This window comes from Actinomadura mexicana (assembly GCF_900188105.1).
Lineage (GTDB): Bacteria > Actinomycetota > Actinomycetes > Streptosporangiales > Streptosporangiaceae > Spirillospora > Spirillospora mexicana.
In genome coordinates, this window is sequence record NZ_FZNP01000013.1 from 228,519 (window position 1) to 254,006 (window position 25,488).

Annotated in this window: 30 protein-coding genes and 1 pseudogene; 17 read left to right on the forward strand and 14 right to left on the reverse strand. The window is 70.4% G+C overall.

Translation table 11 applies throughout. The features are described 5' to 3' along the window. Positions 1-68: 68 nt before the first annotated feature. Both CHC11_RS30000 and CHC11_RS30005 read left to right on the forward strand, forming a co-directional pair. Positions 69-689: a TetR/AcrR family transcriptional regulator gene (locus CHC11_RS30000; protein ID WP_089315197.1), complete on the forward strand. Its 621-nt coding sequence runs from the start codon at positions 69-71 to the stop codon at positions 687-689. A 7-nt stretch (positions 690-696) separates the two neighbouring features. Beyond that, positions 697-2,016, forward strand: a complete 1,320-nt coding sequence (locus tag CHC11_RS30005; protein ID WP_089315198.1) for a phosphotransferase family protein — start codon at positions 697-699, stop codon at positions 2,014-2,016. Between the two features lie 13 nt (positions 2,017-2,029). Here the strand turns inward: CHC11_RS30005 and CHC11_RS30010 are convergent, their stop codons facing one another. After that, entirely contained in the window at positions 2,030-2,314 is a 285-nt protein-coding gene (locus tag CHC11_RS30010; RefSeq protein WP_089315251.1) for a putative quinol monooxygenase, read from the reverse strand. A gap of 471 nt (positions 2,315-2,785) precedes the next feature. Here CHC11_RS30010 and CHC11_RS30015 point away from each other — a divergent pair, with 471 nt between their 5' ends. From CHC11_RS30015 to CHC11_RS30030, 4 genes are all read left to right on the forward strand, one after another. Further along, on the forward strand, positions 2,786-3,598 hold the full coding sequence (locus CHC11_RS30015; RefSeq protein ID WP_089315199.1) for a helix-turn-helix domain-containing protein: 813 nt from the start codon (positions 2,786-2,788) through the stop codon (positions 3,596-3,598). Then, positions 3,589-3,786, forward strand: a complete 198-nt coding sequence (locus CHC11_RS30020) for a DUF397 domain-containing protein (protein WP_179279076.1) — start codon at positions 3,589-3,591, stop codon at positions 3,784-3,786. Before CHC11_RS30015 ends, CHC11_RS30020 begins: the two co-directional genes overlap by 10 nt. Positions 3,787-4,278: 492 nt before the next feature. Further along, positions 4,279-4,866 carry a hypothetical protein gene (locus tag CHC11_RS30025; RefSeq protein ID WP_089315200.1) on the forward strand — a complete coding sequence of 196 codons (588 nt, stop codon included), beginning with the start codon at positions 4,279-4,281 and terminating at the stop codon, positions 4,864-4,866. Positions 4,867-4,872: 6 nt separating this feature from the next. Next, positions 4,873-5,358 carry a hypothetical protein gene (locus tag CHC11_RS30030; protein ID WP_089315201.1) on the forward strand — a complete coding sequence of 162 codons (486 nt, stop codon included), beginning with the start codon at positions 4,873-4,875 and terminating at the stop codon, positions 5,356-5,358. 42 nt (positions 5,359-5,400) lie between these two features. Here CHC11_RS30030 and CHC11_RS30035 read toward each other — a convergent pair whose 3' ends face one another. The 5 genes from CHC11_RS30035 to CHC11_RS30055 all read right to left on the reverse strand — a co-directional run bounded on the left by CHC11_RS30035 (position 5,401) and on the right by CHC11_RS30055 (position 8,651). Further along, positions 5,401-6,147 (reverse strand): ATP-binding protein, encoded by a 747-nt coding sequence (locus CHC11_RS30035; protein ID WP_089315202.1) that lies wholly within the window; start codon positions 6,145-6,147, stop codon positions 5,401-5,403. Positions 6,148-6,488: 341 nt separating this feature from the next. Next, complete coding sequence (locus tag CHC11_RS30040) at positions 6,489-6,686, reverse strand: DUF397 domain-containing protein (RefSeq protein ID WP_089315203.1); 198 nt, start codon at positions 6,684-6,686, stop codon at positions 6,489-6,491. Between the two features lie 7 nt (positions 6,687-6,693). After that, entirely contained in the window at positions 6,694-7,536 is an 843-nt protein-coding gene (locus CHC11_RS30045; protein ID WP_179279077.1) for a helix-turn-helix domain-containing protein, read from the reverse strand. Between the two features lie 75 nt (positions 7,537-7,611). Then, entirely contained in the window at positions 7,612-7,827 is a 216-nt protein-coding gene (locus CHC11_RS30050) for a DUF397 domain-containing protein (protein WP_089315205.1), read from the reverse strand. Continuing rightward, on the reverse strand, positions 7,824-8,651 hold the full coding sequence (locus tag CHC11_RS30055) for an SAM-dependent methyltransferase (RefSeq protein ID WP_089315206.1): 828 nt from the start codon (positions 8,649-8,651) through the stop codon (positions 7,824-7,826). Before CHC11_RS30055 ends, CHC11_RS30050 begins: the two co-directional genes overlap by 4 nt. Positions 8,652-8,808: 157 nt before the next feature. Between CHC11_RS30055 and CHC11_RS30060 the strand changes: the two genes are divergently transcribed. Further along, complete coding sequence (locus CHC11_RS30060) at positions 8,809-9,636, forward strand: MBL fold metallo-hydrolase (RefSeq protein ID WP_089315207.1); 828 nt, start codon at positions 8,809-8,811, stop codon at positions 9,634-9,636. 61 nt (positions 9,637-9,697) lie between these two features. Beyond that, the gene (locus tag CHC11_RS30065; RefSeq protein ID WP_089315208.1) at positions 9,698-10,051 is read left to right on the forward strand and encodes a PRC-barrel domain-containing protein; all 354 of its coding nucleotides are present in this window, start codon (positions 9,698-9,700) and stop codon (positions 10,049-10,051) included. A gap of 275 nt (positions 10,052-10,326) precedes the next feature. Here the strand turns inward: CHC11_RS30065 and CHC11_RS30070 are convergent, their stop codons facing one another. From CHC11_RS30070 to CHC11_RS30080, 3 genes are all read right to left on the reverse strand, one after another. Next, positions 10,327-11,844, reverse strand: coding sequence for an alpha/beta hydrolase domain-containing protein (locus tag CHC11_RS30070; protein WP_089315209.1), 1,518 nt, complete (start codon positions 11,842-11,844; stop codon positions 10,327-10,329). 134 nt (positions 11,845-11,978) lie between these two features. Then, positions 11,979-12,152, reverse strand: a complete 174-nt coding sequence (locus CHC11_RS30075) for a hydrophobic protein (RefSeq protein ID WP_089315210.1) — start codon at positions 12,150-12,152, stop codon at positions 11,979-11,981. A 327-nt stretch (positions 12,153-12,479) separates the two neighbouring features. Next, on the reverse strand, positions 12,480-12,923 hold the full coding sequence (locus CHC11_RS30080; RefSeq protein WP_089315211.1) for a hypothetical protein: 444 nt from the start codon (positions 12,921-12,923) through the stop codon (positions 12,480-12,482). A 160-nt stretch (positions 12,924-13,083) separates the two neighbouring features. On the opposite strand from CHC11_RS30080, the gene CHC11_RS30085 reads away from it, so the two are divergent. Next, positions 13,084-14,220 carry a serine hydrolase domain-containing protein gene (locus CHC11_RS30085; protein ID WP_218826306.1) on the forward strand — a complete coding sequence of 379 codons (1,137 nt, stop codon included), beginning with the start codon at positions 13,084-13,086 and terminating at the stop codon, positions 14,218-14,220. A 158-nt stretch (positions 14,221-14,378) separates the two neighbouring features. Here the strand turns inward: CHC11_RS30085 and CHC11_RS30090 are convergent, their stop codons facing one another. Further along, positions 14,379-15,182 carry an aminotransferase class IV family protein gene (locus CHC11_RS30090; RefSeq protein ID WP_089315212.1) on the reverse strand — a complete coding sequence of 268 codons (804 nt, stop codon included), beginning with the start codon at positions 15,180-15,182 and terminating at the stop codon, positions 14,379-14,381. Between the two features lie 85 nt (positions 15,183-15,267). On the opposite strand from CHC11_RS30090, the gene CHC11_RS30095 reads away from it, so the two are divergent. Then, positions 15,268-15,624: a MerR family transcriptional regulator gene (locus tag CHC11_RS30095; protein ID WP_089315213.1), complete on the forward strand. Its 357-nt coding sequence runs from the start codon at positions 15,268-15,270 to the stop codon at positions 15,622-15,624. A 129-nt stretch (positions 15,625-15,753) separates the two neighbouring features. Here CHC11_RS30095 and CHC11_RS30100 read toward each other — a convergent pair whose 3' ends face one another. Continuing rightward, positions 15,754-16,683, reverse strand: a complete 930-nt coding sequence (locus tag CHC11_RS30100) for a Rieske (2Fe-2S) protein (RefSeq protein WP_089315214.1) — start codon at positions 16,681-16,683, stop codon at positions 15,754-15,756. A 205-nt stretch (positions 16,684-16,888) separates the two neighbouring features. Here CHC11_RS30100 and CHC11_RS30105 point away from each other — a divergent pair, with 205 nt between their 5' ends. From CHC11_RS30105 to CHC11_RS30115, 3 genes and pseudogenes are all read left to right on the forward strand, one after another. Further along, on the forward strand, positions 16,889-17,377 hold the full coding sequence (locus tag CHC11_RS30105; protein WP_245919932.1) for a GNAT family N-acetyltransferase: 489 nt from the start codon (positions 16,889-16,891) through the stop codon (positions 17,375-17,377). Then, positions 17,365-17,937 carry a helix-turn-helix domain-containing protein gene (locus CHC11_RS30110; protein WP_089315215.1) on the forward strand — a complete coding sequence of 191 codons (573 nt, stop codon included), beginning with the start codon at positions 17,365-17,367 and terminating at the stop codon, positions 17,935-17,937. Before CHC11_RS30105 ends, CHC11_RS30110 begins: the two co-directional genes overlap by 13 nt. A 92-nt stretch (positions 17,938-18,029) precedes the next feature. Further along, positions 18,030-18,394: pseudogene (locus tag CHC11_RS30115) on the forward strand (VOC family protein); the annotation flags it as partial. Positions 18,395-18,440: 46 nt separating this feature from the next. Here CHC11_RS30115 and CHC11_RS30120 read toward each other — a convergent pair. Continuing rightward, positions 18,441-19,313: a LysR family transcriptional regulator gene (locus CHC11_RS30120; RefSeq protein ID WP_089315216.1), complete on the reverse strand. Its 873-nt coding sequence runs from the start codon at positions 19,311-19,313 to the stop codon at positions 18,441-18,443. A 126-nt stretch (positions 19,314-19,439) separates the two neighbouring features. Between CHC11_RS30120 and CHC11_RS30125 the strand changes: the two genes are divergently transcribed. Together CHC11_RS30125 and CHC11_RS30130 are read left to right on the forward strand one after the other, a co-directional pair. Next, positions 19,440-19,934, forward strand: a complete 495-nt coding sequence (locus tag CHC11_RS30125; RefSeq protein WP_245919935.1) for a cupin domain-containing protein — start codon at positions 19,440-19,442, stop codon at positions 19,932-19,934. Positions 19,935-20,313: 379 nt separating this feature from the next. Further along, positions 20,314-20,865, forward strand: a complete 552-nt coding sequence (locus CHC11_RS30130) for a hypothetical protein (protein WP_089315218.1) — start codon at positions 20,314-20,316, stop codon at positions 20,863-20,865. A 467-nt stretch (positions 20,866-21,332) separates the two neighbouring features. On the opposite strand, the gene CHC11_RS30135 is transcribed toward CHC11_RS30130, so the two are convergent. Further along, entirely contained in the window at positions 21,333-21,770 is a 438-nt protein-coding gene (locus CHC11_RS30135) for a helix-turn-helix domain-containing protein (protein ID WP_245919943.1), read from the reverse strand. On the opposite strand from CHC11_RS30135, the gene CHC11_RS30140 reads away from it, so the two are divergent. Beyond that, positions 21,769-22,458, forward strand: coding sequence for a methyltransferase domain-containing protein (locus CHC11_RS30140; RefSeq protein ID WP_089315219.1), 690 nt, complete (start codon positions 21,769-21,771; stop codon positions 22,456-22,458). The genes CHC11_RS30135 and CHC11_RS30140 overlap by 2 nt on opposite strands. A 154-nt stretch (positions 22,459-22,612) precedes the next feature. Here CHC11_RS30140 and CHC11_RS30145 read toward each other — a convergent pair whose 3' ends face one another. Beyond that, on the reverse strand, positions 22,613-24,112 hold the full coding sequence (locus CHC11_RS30145) for a DMT family transporter (RefSeq protein WP_143227374.1): 1,500 nt from the start codon (positions 24,110-24,112) through the stop codon (positions 22,613-22,615). A gap of 351 nt (positions 24,113-24,463) precedes the next feature. Here CHC11_RS30145 and CHC11_RS30150 point away from each other — a divergent pair, with 351 nt between their 5' ends. Further along, on the forward strand, positions 24,464-24,847 hold the full coding sequence (locus tag CHC11_RS30150; protein WP_089315221.1) for a hypothetical protein: 384 nt from the start codon (positions 24,464-24,466) through the stop codon (positions 24,845-24,847). Positions 24,848-25,488: the final 641 nt, after the last annotated feature.

Here is a 25,488-nt window from a genome sequence, read left to right on the forward strand (position 1 = left end):
CATATCAACTTGCCTGATGCTCGGATACCGTTCCCGGGTTGTCAACCCCGGCGGGAGGAAGCACGGCGATGCGCAGCGGCGACGATCCCGGCGGCCGGCCGCTCACCGAGCGCGGCGCCCGGACCAGGGAGCGCCTGCTCGCCGCCGCCCGCGAGGTGTTCGAGGAGCGCGGCTTCCCCGAGACCCGGGTCGCGCACATCACCCGGCACGCGGGCGTCGCCTACGGCTCCTTCTACACCTACTTCCCCACCAAGGAAGCGGTGTTCCTGGAGGTCGCCGACCGGCTGTTCGAGGAGATGACCGACCACGCGCTGGTGCCGTCCGCGGGGCCGGGGCCCGCCGACCGCGTCCGCCGCGCCAACCGCGCCTACTACGAGGCCTACCTGCGCAACGCCCGGATGATGGCGATCATCGAGCAGGTCGCCACGTTCAACGAGGAGTTCCAGGAGCTGCGGCGCAAGCACCGGGCCTCATCGGTGGGACGGTCCGCGCGGGTGATCGCGCGCTGGCAGCGGGAGGGGCTCGTCCCGCCCGACCTCGACGCGGAGACGGCGGCGGGCGCCCTCGCCACGATGGTCGACCACTCCCTGTACCTGTGGATCGTCCAGGGCAGCGATCCGCAGGGCGCCGAACGCCTCCTGGAGACCCTGGACACCCTCAGCGTCCGCGCCCTCGGCCTGCCCGACTAGGAGAGCCATGGAACCGACCCGCGACCTCGCCGCCGCGCTGGCGGACCGGCTCGGCGCCCAGGTCACCGGGCTGCGCCGGCTGTCCGGCGGGGCCAGCCGGGAGACCTGGTCCTTCGACGCGGACGGCCGTCCGCTCATCCTGCGCCGTGATCCGCCCGGCTCCCTCGACCCCACGGCGATGGGCCGCGAGGCCGGCCTGCTCGCCTCGGCCGCGCGGGCCGGCGTCCCGGTCCCGGGTCTGGCCGATCACGGCGACGACCTGGAGGGCGCCCCCTACATGATCATGGAGCGGCTGGCCGGGGAGACGATCCCGCGGCGGCTCCTGCGCGACGGGCGCTTCGCGGGCGTCCGCCCCGGCCTCGCGCGTGAGCTGGGCGGCATCCTGGCACGGCTGCACACGATGTCGCCCGTTCCCGGGCTGCCCGACGACGACGCCCTCGCCGGGCTCACCGAGCACTACGCGGCGTTCGAGGCCCGTCCGGCCGTGGAACTGGCCCTGCGCTGGCTGGACGAGCACCGCCCGGCGCCCGGCGGCCGGACGGTCGTCCACGGCGACTTCCGCAACGGGAACCTGATGATCTCCCCCGGCGGCGTGACCGGCGTCCTGGACTGGGAGCTCACCCACCTCGGCGATCCGGCCGAAGACCTCGGCTGGCTCTGCGTGAAGGCGTGGCGTTTCGGCTCCCCGCGCCCCGTCGGCGGTTTCGGGACGCGTGAGGACCTCCTCGCCGGCTACGCCGCCGCCGGGGGAACGCCGCCCACGCTCGAAGAGCTCCACTGGTGGGAGGTCTACGGCACCCTCCGCTGGACGATCCTGTGCCGCCACCAGGCCGAACGCTTCCTCAGCGGCGCGGACCCCTCGATCGAGTACGCCGTCCTGGGCCGGAAGGTCTGCGAGCAGGAACACGACCTCCTGCTGGCGCTGGGCATGACGGAGCCGACGACCGTCCAGGATCCGCTGGAGAGCGCGGCGGGGCCGGACAGCGCACCGCACGACCGGCCGGACGCGCACACTCTCATCGACGCGGTAGGGGCGTTCCTCTCGGAGGCCGAACAGCCCGACGACCGCCTCCGCTTCCATGCGCGCGTCGCCGCGTCCGCCCTCCGCATGGCCCGCAGGGAACTCCTCCTGGGCGACGCCCACAGGGTCGCCCATCAGAACCGGCTGAAGCCCCTCGGATGCGCGACCGACACCGAACTCGCGGAAGCCATCCGCGCGGGTGCTCTCGACGACCGGACGGGCGAGGTGGTGGCCGCGGTGCGAGCCTCGGTGACCGACAAACTGACGGTCGCGAACCCCCGCCACCTCGCACTCCCCAGCGTCTGAGGCCGCCTCCCGCTCACGGCGCCTCGACGGCGGAGATCACGTACCTCGTCACCTCGGCGTCGCGGATGCGCGCCGCCTGCTCGGGCTCCTGGCCGTCGCCGCGGAAGCGTTCGACGTCCTCGCCGGACTCCCAGCGCTCGTACACGTTGATCCGGTCCGGTTCCAGCAGGTCGGCGGACAGCGCGAAATCGAGGCAGCCGGGCGCGGACCGCGCCGTTTCGACGACCGTCCGGCAGCCCGCCAGATAGGCGTCGCGGGCCTCGGCGTCCACGTGCAGCCTTCCCGCAATGATGATCATGTGGGCCTCGTCATCCACTCGGTGCGGGCGGCTCGCCTTACACGAGCGTCCTCGCACTCCCTGCCGGACTCTGGTCACCAGTACGGACCGGGCCGGTGCGGAGAAGTCATCGCCGTGCGGAGAAGTCATCGCCGGTGCGACGCGGCGAGCCACCGGCCCGGGAGGGCCGGTGGCTCGCGCTCAGGGCGACGCGGACCGTTCAGCAGTACTTCGAGGAACCCGTCCGACCCCACGAGCACTTGTCCGCCACCCGGCCGCCCCACCCGCCCGACCGGATGGAGCAGGCGCATCTCGTTCTCGATGCGCGGCCTCCCGGCGCGACGACCACACCCGGCGTCCGGGTCCCGGGCGCCCCGGGTGGCGGCACCGGCGCGACCTCTTCGGACGTTTCCGCTGATGCGGCCCGCGGCCAGCACTCTCCGCGATAGGTTCACTACGTTCCGGAATGGATCGCGACAAACCGGAGGGGCCATGCACGCCCGGGACTCACTCGACCCGTCACGCTCGATGTGGCATTTCATCGCGGTTCATCTGCGCCGCTACCGCGAAGCGAACGGCATGTCGGGGCAGGCCCTCGGCGACGTCCTCGACTGCGACCGCTCGACCGTCTCCAGGTACGAGTCCGCGACGCTTCGACTCCGGCCGTCCCACGCCGAGACCGTCGACCGCCTCTGGAGCACCGGCGGGATGTTCACGAACCTGGTCGGCTTCGCCGGCACGGCGGACGAGGGCGACTGGCTCTCGTCCCTCGCCGAGTTCGAGCGGCGCGCCTCCCGGATCCGCATGTGGGAGCCCACGATGATCCCCGGCCTGCTCCAGACCCCGGACTATGCCAGGGCGGCGCTCACGGCCGGGCCGGGAAACGATCTCGACGCCGACCTGGAACGACGGATGGCACGCAGGTCCGCCGTCTTCGACAAGGAGAAACCGCCCCGGATGACCGCGTTCGTGAGCTGGGCCGCCCTGGCGCAGCTGATCGGTTCACGCGAGGTCATGCGCGACCAGCTCGCCCACCTCCTGGCGCTCGGCGAACTGCCGCAGGTCAGCATCCGCGTGGTCGAGAACCAGGCGGGAGCCCATCCGGGCCTCGACGGACCGATCACGGTCCTCACGGTGGACGACCGCGATCTCGCATATGACGAGGCGACGACGCGGGGGCGGTTCCTGATGGATCCGCTCGCCGTCCAGGAAGTGGTCGTGAAGTACGATTCGATCAGTGACATCGCCACTCCGGTCGGCCCTTCCAGGCTCCTCCTGGAAGCCCAGCTGGAGCGATGGACATGACCTCGTGGCGCAGGTCGAGCCGCAGCGGCACCGGCGGGCAGTCCAACTGTGTCGAGGTCGCGCGGCTGTCCGGCGATATCGCAATCCGCGACAGCAAGAGCCCGGCCGGCCCACGGTTCACGCTCTCGGCGGACGACTTCCGCCGGCTCGCCGCCGATATCAGGCGCGGAACCCACGACGCGCCCTGATGCGCCGTCCCTCGTTTCCGCCGCCGTGGCGGCTCTCGTTCGGCCGGCCGTGAGCCGCGCCGAATATCCAGGAACACGGCGCAAGTCAAGTTACAGCGATACGGGGCCGCAGTTCGACGGTGCCGACAATGCACGACTCCTGCACCAGTCGTCTTCGTGACGGCGAGGATCCGCCAGCCCCACGGTCCTCACTATGGGGGAAGAATTTTCGGCACCTGACCGCCAGGATCAAGTGCGGCACCCGTGACCTCCACCGACTCGCCCCGTCTTCCGGCGAAGGTCCCGCGGGCGGGACCCTTTTCGGAAGTGCCATAAACCGCGCCGCGGCAGTATCCAGGATCGAATGGCAAAAGTCGAGTCGCGGCGGGACCGGCGGGACCGGCGATACCGTCCACCTGTGGCCGCTCATGAGAGCAATTCGTAATACGCGCCCATCTGCGATACGTGTTGAGATGAGGAAGGTCCCCGTCATCTCGTGAAAGGTGATCGCCGGTGGCGAACGTACTGGAAGAACGCGGCGGGCTGCGGTCGGTGGTGCATTTGCTCAACACGCGTCACCACCGCGCGGCCCTGAACATCTACGCATTCATCGTCATCGCCCACTGGGCCGAGCACGTCGTGCAGGCCATCCAGATCTGGGTGCTCGGCTGGCCGGTCCCCGAGGCGCGCGGAGTGCTGGGTGTGCCGTTCCCGTGGCTGGTCACCTCGGAGTGGATGCACTACGGCTACGCGCTGATCATGCTGATCGGGCTCTTCCTGCTGCTGCCCGGGTTCACCGGGCGGGCCCGCACCTGGTGGGCGGTCTCCCTCGGCATCCAGGTCTGGCACCACTTCGAGCACCTGCTGCTGCTGGTGCAGGCGATGTCCGACTCCAACATCGCCGGACGTCCCGCGCCCACGAGCATCATCCAGCTCCTGGTGCCGCGCGTGGAACTGCACCTGTTCTACAACACGCTCGTCACCATCCCCATGGTGGTGGCGATGTACCTGCACCGCAGGCCGAACGCGTCCGAGCGCGAAGCCATGCGCTGCTCTTGCGCCGCACCGCTCCAGCGCAGGCCCGTCCCCGAAGCGGCGTGACGGCCGGTGACGCTCGAAAGGCCGCGGACCGCGCCGCCCCCGCGCCCGCGGGGCGTCTCGCCGTTCGGAGTGCTCATGGCGCTGTTCGGCCTGGTCCTGATGTTGCTGGTGATCCCCAACGCCGGGCCCGTGCTGCGCGCGTCGCAGGCCGGGAAGGGAACGCCCGGTGTCTTCACCGCGCGCGAGCGGAGCTGCATCCGGCACCCCGGTCATGAGGCGTGCACGCTGCGCGGGGGCTTCCACTCCGACAACGGCTCGGTGGAGCGTCCCACCGTGGCCCTGTACGGCAGCGGCAAGGGCCTGCGCGCGGGGGGCACCGCTCGCGCCCGGGACGTCGGCCGCTCGGGGACCGTGTACCTGCGGGACGCGTCCCACGAGTGGATCATGAATGTGCTGCTGCTGGCGGCCGGCGGCCTGCTGATCTTCGTGGGCCTGCGCCGGCTGCCGGGGCGCCGCAGGCGGGAGGACGGACCGCCGGTGGCGGACGCGTGAGCGAGGGCGGCCTCCCGCGACCGGCGACCGCGCGGGCCGGCGTCAGGCGGGTGAGGACTCGCAGAGTTCGACGATCCGCTCGCAGGCTTCGGTGATGTCGGTGATCGGGAGGCCGCCGGACTCTCCGGAACCGGTGCGCCATCGGAACATGGCCGCCTCGCACCAGACGGTCAGGCCGCGGCCGTCGGTGAGGGCGGTCCTGCCCGCGTCGGCTTCGAAGTGCCCGAGGCCCCGCTGGACGAGCATGGTCTGGAGGTCCTTGGTCGCATAGGGGCCCTCGACCCTCCACACGTGGCGGCGGCGGACGGTGTGCGGGAGCGGCAGGGCGAACCAGGTCGCCTTGCCGCGGGCCGCCGGCGTCCGCAGCCGCGACCGGGACGGGTGGTGGCCCCACCTGCCCTGCGCCAGCAGCTCGACGATCTTCAGGCCGCGGCCGTGGTCGGACCGGCCGGGGGCCGTGCCGCAGGGACGCCAGTCCCTACGCGTGTCGAATGCCTTGACGACCAGTTCGTCGCGGCCGTGGCCGTCGCCGCGCTGGTAGACCCAGAGTTCGGCGCCCGACGGTCCGTCCGAGGGCAGCGCATGGTGCAGGACGTTCGTGGCGAGCTCGCTGACCATGAGCTTGATGTCGTGGACGTCCTGTACGGACAGGCCGAGCGCCGGGAGCAGGGCCGTGACGTGGGAGCGGGCGACGCGGGCGATGGAGTCGTCCGCGGGCAGGGGCAGTGCCGCGCAGCCGCCGTCCTCCAGCCTCCAGGGGATCTCGCACATCGTCGAGGCCTTCGTCATGGCGCCCACCCTCGGGGTTGCGGGGACATCGCATTCAGACAATCGCGACATGAGCCTTTTACTTCGCAAGTCGCTATGTGTGAATCACAGATCAAGCCTCGCACATCCTCCGCCACCGAGCCCGCGTCATGACAAGAAAGTTTCAACTGCGAGTGAGACGTTCACGGATACGCCCAATTACTTACATAGCACGCTTCGCTGTCGCGTCCCCTGCGTGTACCGGCAGGTACCGGGACGGGCCGGCCCCCACGCGGTAGCGTGGTCGGCGCCTGAGAGAGGGCCGCACACATGAAGGATCCCCCAGGAGTGCAGCCCTGGGGGATCCTGTGTGCGGCCCGGCCTCAGCGGTCGTAACGGCCCGCCCGCACGTCGTCGAGGAACGCGGCGAGCACGGATCGGGATACGACGTGCGCCCCGGCCTCCGGTGTCCTGCTGTCGCGCAGCGCCGCGGCCGTGTCGAGATCGGCGACCTCGACACAGCCCCCGTTGCTGCTGGCGCTGGCGGTCGCCTTGACCCACCGCGCCTGAGAGAGGTCCATGTCGGTGCTACTCCAGAGTTGAGATCACTTTCCTCAGATGCTCCGCGGTGTCGGCGGGACTGAGCGCCGCCTGGCGGATCTGCTCGAAGATCTCGTCATAGCCCTCCACGTCGTCGGGGGTGTCGATCTCCTGGACGTCCGCGTCGTTCTCGAGGAAGACCATGGGCGGCTCCCCGCCGGGGAACCGGAAGATGTTGACCAGCGTGGACATGCCCGGGTGCATCCCGTCGGCGAGCCGCAGCAGCCTCAGTTCCACGTTCGGCCGCCCGGACATGGCGAGCAGGTGGGCGAACTGGGCGCGCCGGTCGCCCGGATCGCCCCATTCGTACAGCAGGGACGCCTCGGTGATGACCGCGGTCAGCTCCGGCGCCGTCCCGTCCCCGCGGTCGAGGATCTGCTGCCGGCGCAGCCGCGCCCGCATCGCGCGCTCCCGCCACTCCGGCGTCCTCGTGCCGACCGACAGCAGCGCCTGCATGTACGGCAGGGTCTGCAAAAGCCCCGGCAGGACCAGCGGCATGACCACCCGGATGCTCGACGCGTCGCTCTCGAAGCCCGGGAACTCGTTGTCGAACACCTCGGGGTAGTCACGCCACCAGGCCCGCCGCCGAGCACGGCCCGCCAGTTCCTCCAGCTCACCGAGATCGCTGCCCTCGTAGATGCGCGCGAGGTCGCGGATATCGCTGAGCTCGGGCCGAACCCAGTTGTTGGCCTCGAACCGGCCGACCTTCCCCCGTCCCCAGTTCAGCCGGTCGCAGACCTGGTTGGCCGTGTACTCGGCCTCGACGCGCAGCTCCTTCAAGCGGCGTGCCAGCCCCCGCTTGGCGATGGTGGCCCCGTAAGCGTCGCTCACCGGTGCCACCTCCCTCGACCTACGGCCGGCATCAGCCTACGCCTTCCGAATTTGTGAATCACAGATTTGGCCGGTTCAGGAAGCGGCGTGGTCGAACTCCCCTTTCCGTACCCCGTCGAGGAAGCAGGCCCACTCGTGCTCGTCGAACACCGAGATCAGGCTTCCGGACGTGCGCAGCAGCGTCCACTCGCCGGCGAAGGCGACCTCGATGCCGCCCTGGCCGGTCTGCGAGCGTCGCCATTCCAGGGCGCCGGGGTCGAGGCCCAGCTCCTCGACGGACGGCTTTCTCACCCTTCCCTCCTCGCCACCGCGCAGTACGCCCACCGCGAGCCGTCACTGTCGGCCGCGTCGGGGTCCTCCGCACCCCATTCACCGATGTAGCAGACCTTCGCCGCCGCCCCCTCCCACGGCGGGACGATCTGCATACCGGTGAAGAAGCGCTCGACCTCCGTACGCGACCGCAGATGAACGCTCGCGGTGGACCTGGCGTACACGTCCCTGAGCGTGCCGACCACCCGGTCGGCCTGCCGGTCGCCGGTGCCCGCGGACAGCACCAGATAGCTGCCGGGCGCGAGCCGGTCCATGTAGCGCCGGACGACGCCCCACGGGTCGTCCTCGTCCGGCACGAAGTGGACCAGCGCCACGACCAGCAGCGCGACGGGCTCGGTCAGGTCGATCATCTTGCCGGTGACCTCGTGCCCGAGCACCCCGTCGGGGTCGCGGAAGTCGGCCGTGATGAACGCCGTCCCGGTGGACCCGGCCAGCAGTCTCTCGGCGTGGGCCCGCACCATCGGGTCGTTGTCGACGTACAGGACGCTCGCGTCGGGCGCGACCGCCTGCGCCGCGTCGTGCGTGTTGTTCATCGTCGGCAGGCCCGCGCCCACGTCGATGAACTGCCGGATCCCGAGCTGGGCCAGCCATCGCACCGAGCGCTGCAGGAAGCCGCGGTTCGCCCAGGCCGCGTCCCCGGCCTCCGGCATGTTCGCCAGAACCTTCTCCGCCGCCGCGCGGTCGACCTCGAAGTTGTCGGTGCCGCCCAGGTAGTAGTCGTACATCCGGGCCGGGGTCGGGACCGTGGTGTCCACGCCGGGCGGAGCCGGTTCGGTGTCGGTCACCCTTCGCTCCCTTGCCACAACTTGTGATGCACGAATTATGAAGCAAGGGTCGCCCCTCCCGCACCGCTTCCGCAAGGGTTCCCGGGCCTCGTTCCGCCGCGCCCCGAAGGGTTCGCACTCCCTTCCACGGGCATGACCGGCCCAAAGGGGGAAAGGCATGAAAACCGAATCGGATCTCGCGCTGCGCCAACTCTCCATGCAGTTCATCGGCAACGCGACGACGCTGCTGCGCTGCGGGCCGTTCACCCTACTGACCGACCCCAACTTCCTGCACCGCGGGCAGCGGGCGTATCTCGGATTCGGGCTGTCCTCGCGGCGGCTCACCGAGCCCGCCCTCCAGGCCGGCGACCTCCCGCGGCTGGACGCCGTCGTCCTGTCCCACCTGCACGGCGACCACTGGGACCGGATCGCCCGCGCGAAACTCGACCGCGGGCTGCCCATCGTCACCACGCCCCACGCGGCCCGGCGCCTCCAGGGCTGGCACCGTTTCCGCCACGCGGTCGGCCTGCGCACCTGGGAGTCCCACACCCTCGTCAAGGACGGCGCGCTCCTGCGCATCACGTCCATGCCGGGCCGGCACGCCCCCGGTTCCGTCCAATGGCTGCTGCCGCCGGTCATGGGCAGCCTCCTGGAGTTCGGCCCCGCGAACGGCGACGTGCAGTTCCGCCTCTACATCACCGGCGACACCCTGATGTTCGACGGCATCCGGCAGATCGCCCGCCGCACCCCCGACATCGATCTGGCCGTGCTCCACCTGGGCGGCACCACGCTGCCCGGCGGGCTCGTGGTCACCATGGACGGCGCCCAGGGCGCGGACCTCGTCGAAACGATCCGCCCGGCGGCCGCGGTGCCGGTCCACTACAACGACTACACCGTCATGAAGTCGCCCCTGGACGACTTCCGGCGCGAGTTGGAGCGTCGTGGACTGTCCGACAGGGCCACGTACGTCGCGCCCGGGGAGACCCACGCCTTCCGCCATTCGTGAGACCCGGTATATCCACTGTGAGCTGGGTAAATGCAGTGGAGAACCTACGGTTGGACAGGACATGTTCGAGATCGAGGACATCCGGCAGTGGCGCGGCCGGGACGTGGTCGACCCGTCCGGCAGCAAGATCGGGCCGCTGGAGGCCGTCTACGTCGACACGCTCACCGACCAGCCCTCGTTCGCCACGGTCAGGGTCGGCATGCCGACCCGGCAGCGCCTGGTCTTCGTGCCGCTGGCCGGATGCACCCTGGGCCCGGGCCACCTCCGCGTCGCGCACGACAAGAAACAGGTCAAGGGCGCCCCGGGGATCGACACCAATGGCGAGCTGTTCGCCGAGGCCGAACCGGAGGTCTTCGCCTACTACCGGCTCCCCTACCGGGCGGCGCCCGAAAAGCGGCTCCTCGCCCGGCGCTGACGTCCCGCCCTGCGCTCACGTCCGTCGGGCAGAGGCAACGCAAGTCCGACGCCCCCCGGCGCGGGCGACCGCGTACACCGCCTCCCGCAGTGATCGGATGGAACGCCCGGCAGCCCCGGAGTACATCCGACATCGCCGGCGTCGCAGACCGTGCGGTCACCCTGGAGTCCGTCCACCCGCCGGGCCAGGGACGTGACTCCACCGAGGCGCTCCGGTGGCTGCGCCTCGGTGGAGGCCGTCGGCCTGGACCGGGCCGTGCTCCTGTCGGGCGGGTGTCAGCCGCCGACGCCGGAGCCCTCCGCGGCCGCGATGATCGTCGCCGCGTCCTCGGGCAGCAGATGGCCGGCGCTCACCGACGCCTGCGCGGCCGCCCGGACCTTGCCGGCATAGTCGGCATGCGTCGGGTACAGCACGCCGAGCACCGGCTCCGCCGTCCACGGCAGGGACGGATCGGACGGGTCGCCCGCGTCATGCCGGTCCCAGGGATCGGCGCCGCCGTTCCACGGGTCCCGGGCGCCGTAGAGGCCGCAGAAGAGGCCGCTGCCTGCGGTGTCGCGCATCCCGGTGAGCGTCCGGGTCGGCACCGCGACGTCCGGCAACCGGACTCCCCCGGTCGCCAGCCCGGTTCGCGGGTCGCGCAGGACCGTGTCGAGCGGCGCCCCGCTCGACGGCCGCGCCCCGCCGCGCGCCCACGCGTCCAGCCGGCGCAGCGCCGCGTTCATCGAGTAGTGCCCGGGTCCGTCGTTGTACGGGGCCGACCCGGCCGCGCAGCCGGGCGCGGGCGCCGCCGACCCCGCCGACTTCTTCAGCGTCGGGCCGCCCAGGTCATAGGCCCACTGGTCGCCGTGCGAGGTGCCGGCCAGCTCCCAGTGCACGACCCGGCCGGTGTCCGGCTGCCGCGCGGCCGCCGCCAGCGGGACGTCGGTCTCGGTCAGCACCACGAAGGTGGGCACGGTCAGGTCCGTCCTGATCCGGGACGGGTTCGGCATCCACAGGGTGTCGGCCGGCTCGCCGCTGATCGGGGCCCCGACCGCGCCGTTGCTGTGGATCATGAAACCGTCGTAGACCCGCGAGACCGGCTGGACGGCGTTGGCGTAGGTGGTCATGAGCCCGGCGGACTGCGACTCCCCGTCCGCCAGCAGCGTGTCCACCGCGAGCCCGCCGAGCGGGTCGGGCCCGTCCGGGCTGCGCAGGGCCCGCCCGGCCTGGGTGAAGATGTCGTAGGAGAAGGCGTCCCCGGGGTGGACGAGGCTGCCGTACCGGGCCGGGTCCCACCCCTTGAGCCCGCGGATCTCCCCCGACCCCCCGTTGACGCCGACCGACTGCGCCGAGACGCCGACCCACGCGTACCCCTTGCGCAGCAGCTCGTCCCGGGCGAACCAGTAGTCCGGTGACAGCTCCAGCTGCCCGCTGACGTTGAGCCACTCGACCACGACGGTCCCGTTGAACCTCGCCGGATCGGAGGGGCGCCGCACGAGGAGCCTGGTCTTGTAGGGGGCCTGCCCCGACGCCCGCACGTCCCATCGGCCGTTCGACGTCCACAACCCGGACTTGGCGTACGAGGTGGCGGTGCCGGTGATGAAGTACTCGCTCTCGGTGTACCCGAAGGATCCGAGGTCCTCGGCCGCCGCCAGGAACGGGAAGCCGTGGCCGCCCGGCGGCGGGACGGTGACCACGGGGCCGGGGGCCGCGGCCAGGGCGGGCGGCGAGGCGCACAGCAGGGCGGCGAGCAGCCCCGCCCCCGTCGCCGCGGCGGCGACCCGCCGCCAGGGAACCCGCAGGGAGAAACGCACGGTAACCTCCACGATGTCAGGGGGCCACAGTGTGCGCCGCACGCCCCGTCCTCCACATCGCGTGAATCACCGGTCGTGGAAACGGCGCCGCCCCGTCCAGAACCCGGACGGGGCGGCGCCGTTCTATGTGCTCGTTACCAGCGGTACCAGCGACCGCGCTTGCCGGACGGGCCGGCGCTGCGGAGCACGAAGCCCAGCAGCCACAGGATCAGGACGATCGCGGCCACCACCCACAGGATCTTGAGCGTGAAGCCGACGCCGAACAGGATCAGCGCCAGCAGGAGCACCAGAATCATCAGCCAAGGCATTGGGGGTCCTCCTCGGGGGTCTGCCTTCGGTCTGTACGGGCCGTTTTGTCCCCGGCAAATGGCACTTGATGCACGACAAAGATCTCATTTCGGACACGCAGCGGAATGGTCCGGGAAGCGCGCTCGATCACACGGCCCGCACCTGACCACCGCGCCCACGACCTCGGCAGGGACTCTCACGAGGAAATGCCCGAGACCAGACGGTCCGGTACCAGGAGCCGGGTCGCACCGGCGTCACGGAGGTCAAGCCGCCACCCTCCGTGAGGGCCCGGACGCTCAGTGCGACGAATCCAGTTCGATGATCGAACTTCAACGCCCCCGCCAGGGTCACTTCCCCACGATGGCCTGGACGGTCTCGACCTCTTCGCCGGCCTTCATGGAGAGCGTCGTACCGCCGGCGAGCGCCAGGCTCAGCGCCACCGCGGCCCAGCCGATCGCGGGCCGCCACCGCGGCCTCCGGGCCGCCCTCGGCTCGATCGCGGTGACGGGACCGCCGACCGCGATGCGCTTCCTGGCGGCCACCCAGGACGCCGCCTCGTCATCGTCCAGCCCGCACGCCAGGACGAAGGCGACCAGCAGTTCCTCGCGGGGCAGGCTCTTGCGGCCGAGCGCGGTGGACGCGGTCGAGTAGGGCAGCACTCGACCGGCTTCGGCGGCCCGACGCTCCAGTTGCCGGTAGCTGAGGCCCGACCAGGCCTTGAGCCGGCGCAGCGCGGCGATGAACTCGGCCTGGTCGGTGGCCACGTCCGGGGACGGTGGCGGTGCGGTCACGGTCTCACCCCGATGCTCGTCGATCGCTCCACTATGCCCCACTGCTGAACAGGCCGTACAGCGTCTCGCACAAGCTCGAACGGCATGACCTCTTGATCACCGCGGCCTGCCGCGGCCAGCCTCTGGCGCAACCCCCGCAAGACACCGCTCTGGAGGTCGCATGCAACGGATCAATCCGCTCTACCTCGCCATGGCGCTCACGACCGCGCTGGCCGCGGCGGGCTGCGGCGGCAACGCCATGGGCGTGCCGAGGGCCGCCCGGAGCGCGGCCGAGCCCGTCGACCGTTCGATCGCCCGTTACCTCGACCGCACGCTGCCCGAAGGACCGGGCGGTACGGTGGTCGCCGCCCGCGGCGCCGAGCTCGTGCACTGCAAGGGCTTCGGCCTTGCGGACCGGACGGCCAGCACCCCGGCCACCTGCGACACCGTGTACGACGTCATGTCGATCACCAAGCAGTTCACCGCAGCCGCGATCATGAAGCTGGAGATGATGGGCAGGCTCCGGACGACCGACCGGATCAGCACGGTCCTCGGTCCGGTGCCCGCGGACAAGCGCGGCATCACCCTGCATCACCTGCTGACGCACACGGCCGGGCTTGCCGAGGGGCTCGGTGACGACTACGAGCCCGTCTCCCGCGACGAAATGCTGGACAAGGCACTGAAGTCCAAGCTGCTCTCCCGCCCCGGCGCGAAGTTCCACTACTCGAACACGGGATTCAGCGTGCTCGCCGCCATCGTCGAGAAGGTGTCAGGAACCAGCTACGAGCGGTTCCTGGCAACGCGCTTGTTCGCACCGGCGGGAATGACCCGTACGGGCTACGTACTGCCGAAATTCGCCCGTGCGCAGGTGGCCGTCGAGTACGACGAGAACGGCGCGGGCCAGGGCCGCCCGTTCGACCATCCCTGGGCCGCCGACGGACCGTACTGGAACCTGCGCGGCAACGGCGGCATGCTGTCCACCGGTCGTGACATGTTCAAGTGGCACCGCGCGCTGCTCGGCGACACGATTCTCAGCGCCGCCGCCAAGGCCAAGATGTTCGAGCCCCACGCTTCGATCCCCGGTACCGAGGCCGCCTACGGTTACGGCTGGGGCGTCCTGCACACCAAGGATGGCCGGGTCGCCTGGCACAACGGCGGCAACGACTGGTCCTTCGCCAGCTACAGCCGGATCCTGCCCGACGGCACCATGGTCTACTGGGTCACCAACCAGGCATCCCAAGCAGACAAGTGGAACCTTGAGGAACGCGAACTGGAAATGAACCAGGCCCTGGCCGACCACGCCCGCGACACCGACTAGCCTCGATTCCCCGCGAGGCCGGTGACCAGCCGCGACACTCCACGCCGGCATCATCGCCAGATCCGCGGCGACCTGCCCGGTCGGTGGACGGCCCGCGGCTTGCGCCACGTGTCCCGACGTCACTCGCGACCCCGCCGCCGTCCGGTGAAAGCCCGAGGTCAGAACTTGGTGAGGGGTTCAGCCCTGTAGGCCTGGTGGAGCAGGTCCAGGAAGCGCGGGGCCGCGGGGACGGGGGCCGGACCGATCCGGTGGACGGCGACTCCCGGGGTCCAGGAGTTCATGACCACGGCGCCGGCCAGGCCTGGTAGGTCGGCGGGCGTGATCTGCTGGACGCGCTGGGGGGCGCCGAGCCGGTCCAGTTGCCGGCGGACGATGCCCATCGTGGTCCCGACCAGCATCTCGGCCTCCGGCCACACCACGGCGTCGCCGTCCCAGAAGGCCAGGTTCCAGATCGTGGCCTCACTGAGGCGCCCCCGGCGGTCGAGGAACGCGGCGTCGTCGAAGCCTTCCTGGACGGCCCGACGCATGAGGTGGGTCTTGGCGACCTCTCCGACGTGCTTCACGGCGGGCAGGAACCGGTCGTACTCGACCGTCGTCAACGTCAGCGGCCCCTCCGGACCGGACGCGGGAGGCCCTGTCCGGACCAGGACTTCGAGCTCGGCAGGCTCGCCGCCCGCAGTGAACTCCCCCGGGGACGAGTACACGGTGGCCGTCAGGGAGACGTCCGCGGGTCCCGCCTCCACCGCCGTCCGCAGGTAGGAGCGGACCCGCTCGTCCGGCAGCGCCCCGCCGAACAGCTCCATCGAGGCGGACCGCAGCCGTTTCAGATGGAGGTCGAGGCCCCGGACCTGGCCGCCGCGCACCTGCATGGCGGTGAAGTGGGCATGGCCGGCGAAGGCGAGCGGCGCGAGTTCGTCGGTGGTCGCCGCGTGGCCATTGCGTTGGACGACGAGAGTGGTCATGCGCTTCTCCAGTGTTGCGGAATGATCGCGTGCAGGACGACGTTAGACATTCACACTGGTGAGAAGGTCAATCCAGGACGGTGACATGCTGATCGGGGAGTTGTCCCGACGGACAGGGGTCAGCCCGCGGCTTCTCCGGTACTACGAGGAGCAGGGCCTGCTCCAGGCCGAGCGCGGCTCCAACGGCTACCGCCGCTACGGCGACGACGCCGTGCTGACCGTGCGGAAGATCCGGGTGCTGCTGGACGCGGGCCTGTCCTCCGAGGTGGTCCGGCAGGTGCTCCCCTGCACCCGCAGCGACCAGCCGGACTTCGACTGGTGCGCGGACATCCGCGACCTCCTGCACAAGGAGATCACGGCGCTGAACGCACGCATCGAGGGCCTCCAACGCAACCACGAGGCCCTCACCGGGTTCCTCGGCCCGCGTTCACCAGCCGAGTAGCCGCCGGTCCGCAAGCGGGGCCGCCTCCTCCGACGACTTCTGGCCCGCGAGGGCGGCCCGACTTCTCCAGCGACCGGCTGGAGTGATCCTCGGCCACCCCCTAGACGACCTCGGCCGCTGGGGGCGGTGTCATGAGGCCGGCGTTCGGATGAGGTGGTGGCGAGCCCTTCGGTGGGTGCCCTCGTCGGCCATGTCGGACTGGGTGCCCGGTGGGGGCACGCGGACTTCGATGCGTCCGTCCTGGATCCGCGTCTCGTAGGACGGTTGCGGAGAGGTGGCCGGGCCCCGCTCGATACCGCCGTCTTCGAGGCGGAACGTGCTGCCGTGCCACGGGCAGGTGACGCAGTCGTTCTCGATCGTCCCCTCGCCCAGCGGGCCGCCCAGGTGGGTGCAGGTGGCGGCCACGGCGTGCAGCTTCGTGCCCGTCCGGTAGAGCAGGATTCGCACGCCGTCCGCGTCCGCCGTGCGGTGTTCGCCCTCGGCCAGTTCGGACGCCGCCAGTACCGGCGTCCAGTCCTCCGGGCCATGCTGCCACGCGGTGCGGTTGACGTTGAGGCCCCTGGTGAAGGTCAGGTGACCGCCGAGGTAGGCGCTGGCCCCCATCGCCGCGAGGCCGGCGAGCCGCAGGGCCTTGCCCTTGCGACGGCCCCCGCGGGCGCTTGCGACGAGAGACGCCGCATACAGCCCCAGCGCCGCGGTGTTGAGGCCCGCGTGGACGAGCCCCACCCGGCGCTCCGCTCCCAGCGTGTCGGCCCAGTCGTTGAGCCCGGTGAGGGCGGTGGGCACGGCGGCGGCCACTCCGGCCGCGGTCAGCAGGTCGGCGGCCGGTTCGGCGCCGGGGCCCCCGGCGACGTCCAGCAGCCCGGCCATGCTCCACGCGCCGATCACCACATCGGTGAGCACCGGATGCAGCGGGTGCCCCAACTTGGTCCCGCTGAGCAGATCGCGGACGAGGCGCGGCCGGACCGCCCGTTGGACCGCGGAACTGACCGGTTCGGCGACCTTGTCCAGGGCCTCCGCGTTCTCCAGCCGGTGGACCGCTCTGTGCGGCATGCTCATGACGCCCTCCCCCAGACACGACTACACCTCCGCTCCCCTATCCCACGAACACCCCCTGAAACCGTCCACCCGATTCGCCGGCGATATCGCTGCGTCCCGGGGAGCGTGTCGGCCCTGCCCAGAACGATTGATTCCTATAGTGGATATGTTCACTATCCTGGACGTCGACCGCGGCGGTCCTCCCGAGCAGTGACGCGGAGACTGGATGATGTTGCGCTTCGAGCTCGACGACCTGGCCCGGCCGGAGGTGCACCGGCTGCTGGAGGAGCACCTGGCCGACATGCGCGCGACCTCGCCCCCCGAATCGGTCCATGCGCTGGACCTGACGGGGCTGCGCGGCCCGGCGGTCGCGTTCTGGTCGGCCTGGGAGGGCCCGGAGCTGCGCGGATGCGGCGCGCTCAAAGACCTCGGCGGCGGCGACGCCGAGCTCAAGTCCATGCGGACGGCGCGGGCCGCGCGGGGCGCGGGGATCGGATCGGCCATGCTCCGGCACCTGCTGGCCGCCGCCGCCGAGCGCGGGCACCGGCGGGTCCTGCTGGAGACCGGCAGCCAGGAGTTCTTCGCGCCGGCCCGGCGGCTCTACGCGCGGCACGGATTCACCCCGTGCGAACCGTTCGCCGAATACGTGCACGACCCCAACAGCGTCTTCATGGAGCTGCGGCTCGGCGCCGAGGTGACGGCATGTCCACTTTGATGGACGACCCGAACGTCCTCGGGCGGCGCGTCAAGGCGGAGCGCGCGCGCCGCGGCTGGTCACTGGCCCGGCTCGCCGATGTCTCCGGTGTGTCCCGGGCGATGATCAGCAAGGTGGAGCGAGGGCAGAGCAGCCCGACCGCCGCCCTCCTCGGCAGGCTCTCCGCCGCCCTGGAGCTGAGCATGACCGAGCTGCTGTCACCGGCGGACGGCCCCGCCCCCGGCCAGGTGCGGCGCGCGGCCGAGACCCCTGACTGGACCGACCCCGATTCGGGCTACCTGCGACGACAGATATCGGGGCCGGGCTTTCCCGCAGACGTCACCGAGGTCGTGCTGCCCGCCGGTGCCCGGGTGCCCATGCCGGCGGCGTCCTACGCGTTCATCGCCCAGCTCGTCTGGATGCTGGACGGCAGGCTGAGCATCGTCGAAGGGACGGCCACGCACGTCCTCACCGCCGGTGACGCGTTCGAACTCGGCAGGCCCCAGGCGCGCGAGTTCGTCAACGACGGCGACGTCGAATGCCGTTATGCCGTGATCGTGACCCGCAAGGCCACGGCCTGATGCGACCGGCGGCCGAACCGCGTTCTCGGCCGACCGGCGCCGCGGAGAGCACGTAGCTCCGCCGGGCGATGCGCCTACTCAGGATCGACGCCATGGCAACGCGGCTTGTTCAGATTGCGGTCAAGGCTCACGACGACTCCGCACTCGGGAGGTTCTGGGCGGAGGCGCTCGGCTGGAGCATCTCCAGCGAGGGACCCGGCGTCACCAACCTCCAGCCCGAGGGCTTCACCTATCCCGCCCCGCCGCCGTCTGCATGGACATTTTCTCCGTCCCGGACCGCAAGACGGTGAAGAACCGCGTGCACGTCGACCTCGCCACCACCTCCGCGACCCACCAGACGGAGCTGGTCGCGCGCCTCCAGGATCTCGGCGCGACGCCCGCCGACGTGGGCCAGGGCGACGTCCCGTGGACGGTCCTCGCCGGCCCGGAGGGCAACGGGTTCTGCGTCCTCACGCCGGGCTGACGCAGGGCCTCACACTCCGCGACGGCACCCGGCGCTCCGGTCAGGGCACGCGGGCCAGGGCCTGCAAGAGGTGGCGGAGCGCGGGTCCGGGCGGGCCGGGAGCGACGGCCAGTGAGGTCGTCATGGCGGGTCCGGCCAGGCGGCGGACGGCGACGCTGGGCATCTCCGGCAGACCGGCCACCTCGTAGAAGACGGTCCAGGACGCGGCGCCGACGCCGATGTCGGCGAGGGTCTCCTGGAACGTGGTGAACGGCGGCCCCGACGGCGGTGAGGTCCCGGCCGTCCGGCACGCATCGATGATCAGGTCGTGGAAGGGCGGGTTGCCTTCGCGCGGCGCGAGCCGCAGGGGCAGGTCCGCGAGGTCGGCGAGGCCGAGTTCGGCGCGGCGCGCCAGCGGGTGCCCGGCGGGCAGGGCCACGTACAGCGGGTCCGTCCAGACCGGGAGCAGTTCCAAGCCGGGTGCGCCGGTGAGCGCGCGGATCAGCGCGGCGTCCAGTTCGCCGGAGCGCACGGCGGACAGCCGGTCGGGCATCGGGAGGCGGCGCGGGCGGACCTGAAGGCGGGGCGCGGCGGCGGCCAGCTCGCCGAGGACGCGGTACATCCGGTCGCCCGGTCCGTGCACGGTGCCCAGCCGCAGGACACCGTCCCTTCCCGCGCGGACATCGGCGGCGACGTCCCGGGTTCGTCGCATGGCGGCGAGGACGGCCCGCGCCTCGGGCAGCAGGCGTTCGCCCGCGCCCGAGAGCCGCACACGCCGGGTCGAACGGTCGAACAGCGGCACGCCCAGCTCACGTTCCAGCCTCCGGACCTGCTGGCTCACCGCCGACTGCACGATGCTGAGCCGCTCCGCCGCGCGACCGAAGCCGCCCTCCTCGGCCACCGCCACGAAGTACTCCAGCTGGCGCAGCTCCACCCGGCCCCTCGATTCATCTCGATCCGTGATGACCGAAGGTCGAAAGCGCCTGTGGTTCACGAGATGTTCCCGCGCTCGAATGGAGCTCGACCGCATACCGGCGGAACCACCGGCTCAGGAGCCATGATGACCACTAACTCGTCACCTCCCCTCGTCGTCTCGGCAGAAGCCGCGGAGGTCGTCGACCTCCCGGCGGGCGGGGCGTTCACTCTCCTCGCCGACGCGGGTGACACCGCAGGTGCGCTCGGCGCCAACCGGCTCTCCATGGGGACGGGCCGCGACGGCGCCAAGCCGCACTACCACGCGCTCTCCACGGAGCTGTTCTACGTCCTCGCCGGGACGATCGAATTCCTTGTGGGCGACCGGATGGAGACCGTCGCCGAGGGCGGCCTGGTCGTCGTGCCGCCCCGCCTGCCGCACGCCTTCGGCGCAGCGCCCGGTTCGGACGCCGACCTGCTGGCCGTCCTGACGCCGGGTGTCGAGCGCTTCGGCTACTTCCGGCACCTCGCCCGCGTCCCGCACGGGTTGGAACCCTTCGACGGCCTGCTGCCCGAGCAGGACCGTTACGACGTGCATTTCGTGGACGCCGCCCGCTGGACGTCGCTGCGAACCTCCCGGTGACCGCCACGGTCGCCGCACCTGGGAGAGAGATCGGGCGCTCATTTCCTGCCGCTACCGCTGGAACGGCCCCTGGCAGATGGTCAGGACGTCTGGCTGGGTGACACCGACCCCAATGGGCCCCGAGGCTCGACGACCAGAAGTAACGGGGCGCCGAGCAGTCCCTTGTTCCCAGCCCGGCCCCGGTCCCAGCGGTCAGCGAGGTCGTACGTGATGAGCATCGAAGCAGGACTTCGGGGCGCCTCCGGGATTGTTCGGTTCGACCCGGAACCAATCGGCCGTCACAGGCATCACATAAGGCGAGAAAGGTGCAACGGCACCCGGCAGTCTCCCGCTGCGGTACCTTGCACGCTCCCCCCATTTCCGAGCATGGAGGAAATACATGCGGCGTGTCGCCATCGTGACCGTCCTCTCCGGCGCTCTGGCCGCCGGTGTCCTCGCCGCGGGCCCGGCCGCGCAGGCGCAGACCAAGCCCGCCGACAAGTCCGGCAAGGAGGTGACCACCACCAGCCAGGGGGCGCTCTCCAAGAAGGAGCTCATCTCCGAGGCCCAGCGCTCCGGCCAGCCGGTGACCGCCAAGGAGAACGCCTCCATCCAGGCGGCCCAGCGGTGCGGTTACTACCAGCGCACCCGCGGCCGCAAGGCCTCCAACGGCAAGTGGATCATCGCGGTGACCAACCGCCTCACCTGGTGCTGGGACGGCAGCTCCGTCCGCTCCTACCGGGCGAACTTCAAGGCCTACACCTACAACAAGAACGTGTGGCGCTGGCGGGGCTGGGCGGTGAAGAAGGTCACCCACCCGAGCAACTGGAGCTACGTGACGTCCTACGCTCAGGGCGCGTTCTACTACACGGGGAACCGCAAGACCTACAAGCCGTTCGTCAACGTCCGGGGCTACAAGAACGGCAAGTACGCCTGGGACACGGGCGGCTGAGCCCGCATTGGCGAAGCATGACCTCGCCATGAGTCGCCGCTCCATTCGCCGGCAGTGGTGAGCCACTGTCTGGGGCCGGCCCGGGCGACCGAAACGGCGCCATGGTGACGATTGCAGATCACGCGGGCTGAATTCACAGGCCGAGCACAGCCCGCACAGCGTGATCACAGGAAGCTCCTGGTCGGCCGAGGTGTGCGCACACCCCGGCCACCAGGAGCTTCACTGTTCCCCGCCGACGATGCTCCAGGTCCGCAGGGTGATGCTCTGACCGTCGCGCATCGAACGCAGGAAGCGAAGGCCCCCTGTGCGAGAAGGCCATGGGCAGCGCCTCGCCACCATGGTCGGAGCGGTCTCCGCGCGAACGGCGAGACGATGCGGCAGACAGATAGGCGCGAACGCCTTTCGGCTGACTGTGTCGGTTCGTCCGCGGTTCCTTCACCATTCCCGGCTGCGCACTCGACCGTCTTCTAGGCGTTGCGACGATCGGGGCCCGTCACCGAAGAGGATTGCAGTCGTTCAGCAAGGAGTCCCTGGAAGCGCGGGCACGTCATGATGTCGTCGTGCGGGCATTCACCCTCGATCATGTCGAGCGCGGCCTGCGCCTTGGCGATCCGCATCAGCAGCCTCTCGCGGTGGCGAACCGTCACCTCATGGCGGGCCGACGTGGAGCGGGCGGCCAGCATCGTCCGGATGTCCGCGAGTCCGAAGCCCGCTTCCTTCGAGATCAGGATCGCCGCCACCCGGTGCACGTCGGCGTCGGCGTAGCGGCGGCGGTCGCCTGCGCGGGCCGGTGCCAGCAGCCCTTCCGCCTCCCAGTACCGCAGCACGTGGGTCGGCAACCCGAACTGCGCCGCCACCTCACCGATTGACTTCATGTCGACATTAAGTCGCACAATGACGGCCATGTCCAAGCTGCTCACCATCCTCGACGCCTATGACGCCCTCCCTCAGGCCCGCGACCTGCGAGAACACACCTACGAAGCGCTGGGCGACACCGTGGTCGACGTCGGCTGCGGGAGCGGCCGCGCCGTCGGCGAGCTGGCCGCCCGCGGGGTGCGGGCCATCGGCGTCGACCTGGACCCCGCCATGATCGAGGTCGCCGTCGAACGCTGGCCCGCAGGCGAGTTCCACGTCGCCGACGCCACCGCGCTGCCCCTCGATGACGGCTCCGTCACCGGCTACCGCGCCGACAAGATCCTGCACGCCCTCGCCGAGCCCGAACGAGCCGTCGCCGAGGCCCGCCGGGTCCTGGCCTCCCACGGCCGCGCGGTGCTCATCGGCCAGGACTGGGACACGTTCGTGATCGACTCCGACGATCCCGAACTCACCCGCTCCCTCGTCCACGCCCGCGCGGACCGCATGCCGAACCCGCGGATCGCCCGCCGGTACCGGAACGTCCTGCTGGACCACGGGTTCACCGACGTCTCCGTCGAAGTCCGCACGATCGTGTGGACGGACGCCGCCTGCCTGCCGACGCTCGCCAACATCGGAGGAGAGGGCCCCTGGCTCGACGACCAGGCAGCCAGGGCCCGCGACGACCGCCTGTTCGTCGCCATCCCGATCTTCATCGCCTCGGGAACCCGCGCCGACTGAGCGCCGCTTCACCATCGGGGCCGGCATCCGCTCACCCCCACCCGTCCTGGAGGGTGCGCTCATGCAAACGCGGCGGGGAAGCTGTGATACCTCCCCGCCGCAGGTTTAGTGCGGTGTGATGCAAAACCGCACTCGTAGTACCGACCGGCCTGGGTCACCCGTAGGCGAGCCTGCAGCCGACCAGCTTCTTGAGACGCTTGACCATCCCGCGGAACCTTCTCCACTGAACGGCCTTCGCCTCGGGCGGCAGCCGGAGCAGGGACGCTCCGGCGGCGATCGCGCTGATCCAGGACATCCCGACGATCTGCCACATCGTCGGGACCTTCTGCTCCATGATCAGGTCGACCAGAAGCCCGAGCAGCGGAATGACGCTCCACAAGATGGTGTAGACGGCGTCTCCGAGCGCCTTTCTCGCCCTCATGTGCAGGTACCTGGGAATGACGACGGTCATCAGCGCCGTGCAGAGCAGCGCCAAGAGGACCTCCCAGGACCAGCCGACCGACGGGTCCTCGCCCGCCAGCTTGGCCCAGATGGCGAGACCGACCACGCCCAGGCTCGTGCCCAGTGCCTGGAACTGGTCGGCTTCCGCACCGCCCCGCTCGACGTAGCTTCGGGACAGCGCCATGTAGATGAGGCCGGAGAGAGCCGATCCGATGGACCAGATGACCCCCCACGGACGCGCCGAGATGTGCCATGCCTCGATGGAGACGGCAAGGCCCAGCACGATGAGCAGCGGCACCAGCATCGCCGCGAACCGCTGCCCCGTCTGCCAGACCTCATTCGAGTAGGTCATGGTCGAGACGGCGAACGTGATGGCGTTGATGGTGGCGAGAGCCGTCCCCGCCGACGTCATCGCCAGGACCATCATCCCCCGGCCCATGATGTTGCAGCCGGCGAAGACGACGATGGCCGTCACGGCCTGCCAGGTGAACTGGAGCCGCTGAGGGCGCGGTTCCGTAAGACGGAACAGCCCCCGTATCCGGAGCCTGTACCCGTACGCCACCAGCAGCAGAACTGCCGCGCCGAGGCCGTAATCGGGCACCGCGATGACCAGAACGGCCATCGAGATCACACCGATGGCCTTCACGACTCTCCGGGTGTACCGGAGCCGCTCAGGCCGCCGCATGTGGCGGAACAGCCCCAGTATCCGGAGCCTGCACCCGTACACCACCAGCAGCAGAACTACCGCGCCGAGGCCGTAATCGGCCGTCACGATGACCAGAACGGACAACGCGATCACACAGATGGCCTTCACGGCTCTCCGGGTGTACCGGAACCGCTCAGGCCGCGGCTGCGTGCGGCGGAACAGCCCCAGTATCTGGAACCTGTACGCCACCAGCAGCAGAACTGCCGCGCCGAGGCCGTACTCGGCCGTCGCGAGTACCAGAGCGGACATCGAGATGCCCGCAAGCAGGTAGTTCGCGAAGATCGACCGCCCGAACAGCTTCGACGAACCTTCGACGAGGGTGAGACCCGCGCCTACGGCCATTCTCTCCGGCCCTGCGGCCGGTGAAGTTTTCATTTTCCTGATCCCCTCGAACAGGCGCGCAAGGAGATCAGCTCTGAGCCGGTCCCCTGGAGATCGCGCCGATGGATGCGACGAGACTCCGCAGAACCGAAGATTTCTCTGGTTTGTGAAGTTCGAGGTGATCATATGCCCGGCGTGCCCTCGGACGGCAGGGCCGCCGGGGGCGGGGACAGAGCATTTGCCTACGGGGCAGCTCGGACGCCGCCGAGACCGCTCGGTCAAGCGATGCCCGGGCAGGAACGCGGAAGCCCCCCGAGAGCGATCGGGGGGCCTGCGCAGACGCACCGTCGGCAAGCCCGGGCCCCCGCGCCGGCCGGTCCGGGTACTCGGGGCACCGCGCGTCGCCCTCTGGTTCACGCAGCCGGCCGAGACCTCCGCCGACGAGTTCACGCATCGCACTTGCCGTTGGCGGCGACGCCGTCACGGTCTTCTCCGAAGCATGCCCTACGGGCATCACTACAAAGAAAAGAGACGGCAATGGTATTCGCCTACATCATGACTGGCCTGCTGGGCTTCCTGGGGGGGCAGTTCGCTCGGGAGAGGAAGTGGGCGCTGCTGGGCCTGGCCCTCCTGGGCATCCTGATCTTCCCGTTCCAGGACCACGACCTCCTGACGATCACCTGCGTGGCCGTTCCGGCCCTCGCGGCCGGGGTGTTCGCGAAGAGGGTTGAATGGACGATCATCGTCTTCACCCTCGCGAGCGCCCTGATCGCCTACTACACGGAGACCGTCCTGACCGCGCTCATCTTTGCGGGCGGGTCGGGCGTCCTGGTCTGGAAGCTCGCGAAGAACAAGAAGAAGGGCGCGGCCGGCGTCGTGGCCGTCATCGCGATCGTGATCACGATCGTGCTGCTGCCCTGAACGACCATCCGGACGACCAGTAGTCCCATGGTCTGACAAACAGATCCGCGAGGTCACTCGTGGACGGGCACCACCCAGTGTCCCGGCAGCGAGGCCTTGAGCCTCCTGCCGGGACACTTTTTCGTAGGACCCGCAGGCGGGGCCATCCCACACTGGGAAGCCTTCTCGACTGGACGGGGCCCACCGAACTCGTCGCGATGCTGGGGGCAGAGCTGTTCGCAACCGCTCTCGCCGCCGTCATGCAGATGCGTGCGGGCATCCACCTGACCAAGGGCGGCATGGGTCTGGGCGGCCACCGAGGTCCGGGCGGCTACCGCCCCGGCCCTCCAGCCGATGGTGGCGGTGGCCGAGAGGACGGAATCGCCCCGCGCTCACTGATAGGCCGTGGTGAAGCCGGCTATGACGGTGATGACGCTCATGACGACGCCATAGGCGAGAGCGGCCTTGAGGGGAATGAGGTCGGATGTCGTATGAGCGCCGGTGGGATCAGTGCGGCGGTAGGTGAGGTAGACGAGGGCGGGGTAGAGGAGCGCGAAGGCGGTCGTACTGAGGTGCCACGGATCTTCCGGACAGGCCCCCAACTAGAGTTGGGGGAACCGGAGAGGAAGGCAGTTGGCGAGACAGAGGCGGCATTTCACCCA

Bases quoted from the DNA above. Each gene is read 5' to 3' on its own strand.
- CHC11_RS30000 (WP_089315197.1), top strand. From the start codon at position 69: ATGCGCAGCGGCGACGATCCCGGCGGCCGGCCGCTCACCGAGCGCGGC.
- CHC11_RS30005 (WP_089315198.1), top strand. From the start codon at position 697: ATGGAACCGACCCGCGACCTCGCCGCCGCGCTGGCGGACCGGCTCGGC.
- CHC11_RS30010 (WP_089315251.1), bottom strand. From the start codon at position 2,314: ATGATCATCATTGCGGGAAGGCTGCACGTGGACGCCGAGGCCCGCGAC.
- CHC11_RS30015 (WP_089315199.1), top strand. From the start codon at position 2,786: ATGCACGCCCGGGACTCACTCGACCCGTCACGCTCGATGTGGCATTTC.
- CHC11_RS30020 (WP_179279076.1), top strand. From the start codon at position 3,589: ATGGACATGACCTCGTGGCGCAGGTCGAGCCGCAGCGGCACCGGCGGG.
- CHC11_RS30035 (WP_089315202.1), bottom strand. From the start codon at position 6,147: ATGACGAAGGCCTCGACGATGTGCGAGATCCCCTGGAGGCTGGAGGAC.
- CHC11_RS30040 (WP_089315203.1), bottom strand. From the start codon at position 6,686: ATGGACCTCTCTCAGGCGCGGTGGGTCAAGGCGACCGCCAGCGCCAGC.
- CHC11_RS30060 (WP_089315207.1), top strand. From the start codon at position 8,809: ATGAAAACCGAATCGGATCTCGCGCTGCGCCAACTCTCCATGCAGTTC.
- CHC11_RS30065 (WP_089315208.1), top strand. From the start codon at position 9,698: ATGTTCGAGATCGAGGACATCCGGCAGTGGCGCGGCCGGGACGTGGTC.
- CHC11_RS30075 (WP_089315210.1), bottom strand. From the start codon at position 12,152: ATGCCTTGGCTGATGATTCTGGTGCTCCTGCTGGCGCTGATCCTGTTC.
- CHC11_RS30085 (WP_218826306.1), top strand. From the start codon at position 13,084: ATGCAACGGATCAATCCGCTCTACCTCGCCATGGCGCTCACGACCGCG.
- CHC11_RS30090 (WP_089315212.1), bottom strand. From the start codon at position 15,182: ATGACCACTCTCGTCGTCCAACGCAATGGCCACGCGGCGACCACCGAC.
- CHC11_RS30095 (WP_089315213.1), top strand. From the start codon at position 15,268: ATGCTGATCGGGGAGTTGTCCCGACGGACAGGGGTCAGCCCGCGGCTT.
- CHC11_RS30100 (WP_089315214.1), bottom strand. From the start codon at position 16,683: ATGAGCATGCCGCACAGAGCGGTCCACCGGCTGGAGAACGCGGAGGCC.
- CHC11_RS30105 (WP_245919932.1), top strand. From the start codon at position 16,889: ATGATGTTGCGCTTCGAGCTCGACGACCTGGCCCGGCCGGAGGTGCAC.
- CHC11_RS30110 (WP_089315215.1), top strand. From the start codon at position 17,365: ATGTCCACTTTGATGGACGACCCGAACGTCCTCGGGCGGCGCGTCAAG.
- CHC11_RS30125 (WP_245919935.1), top strand. From the start codon at position 19,440: ATGACCACTAACTCGTCACCTCCCCTCGTCGTCTCGGCAGAAGCCGCG.
- CHC11_RS30130 (WP_089315218.1), top strand. From the start codon at position 20,314: ATGCGGCGTGTCGCCATCGTGACCGTCCTCTCCGGCGCTCTGGCCGCC.
- CHC11_RS30140 (WP_089315219.1), top strand. From the start codon at position 21,769: ATGTCCAAGCTGCTCACCATCCTCGACGCCTATGACGCCCTCCCTCAG.
- CHC11_RS30135 (WP_245919943.1), bottom strand. From the start codon at position 21,770: ATGGCCGTCATTGTGCGACTTAATGTCGACATGAAGTCAATCGGTGAG.
- CHC11_RS30145 (WP_143227374.1), bottom strand. From the start codon at position 24,112: ATGATCACCTCGAACTTCACAAACCAGAGAAATCTTCGGTTCTGCGGA.
- CHC11_RS30150 (WP_089315221.1), top strand. From the start codon at position 24,464: ATGGTATTCGCCTACATCATGACTGGCCTGCTGGGCTTCCTGGGGGGG.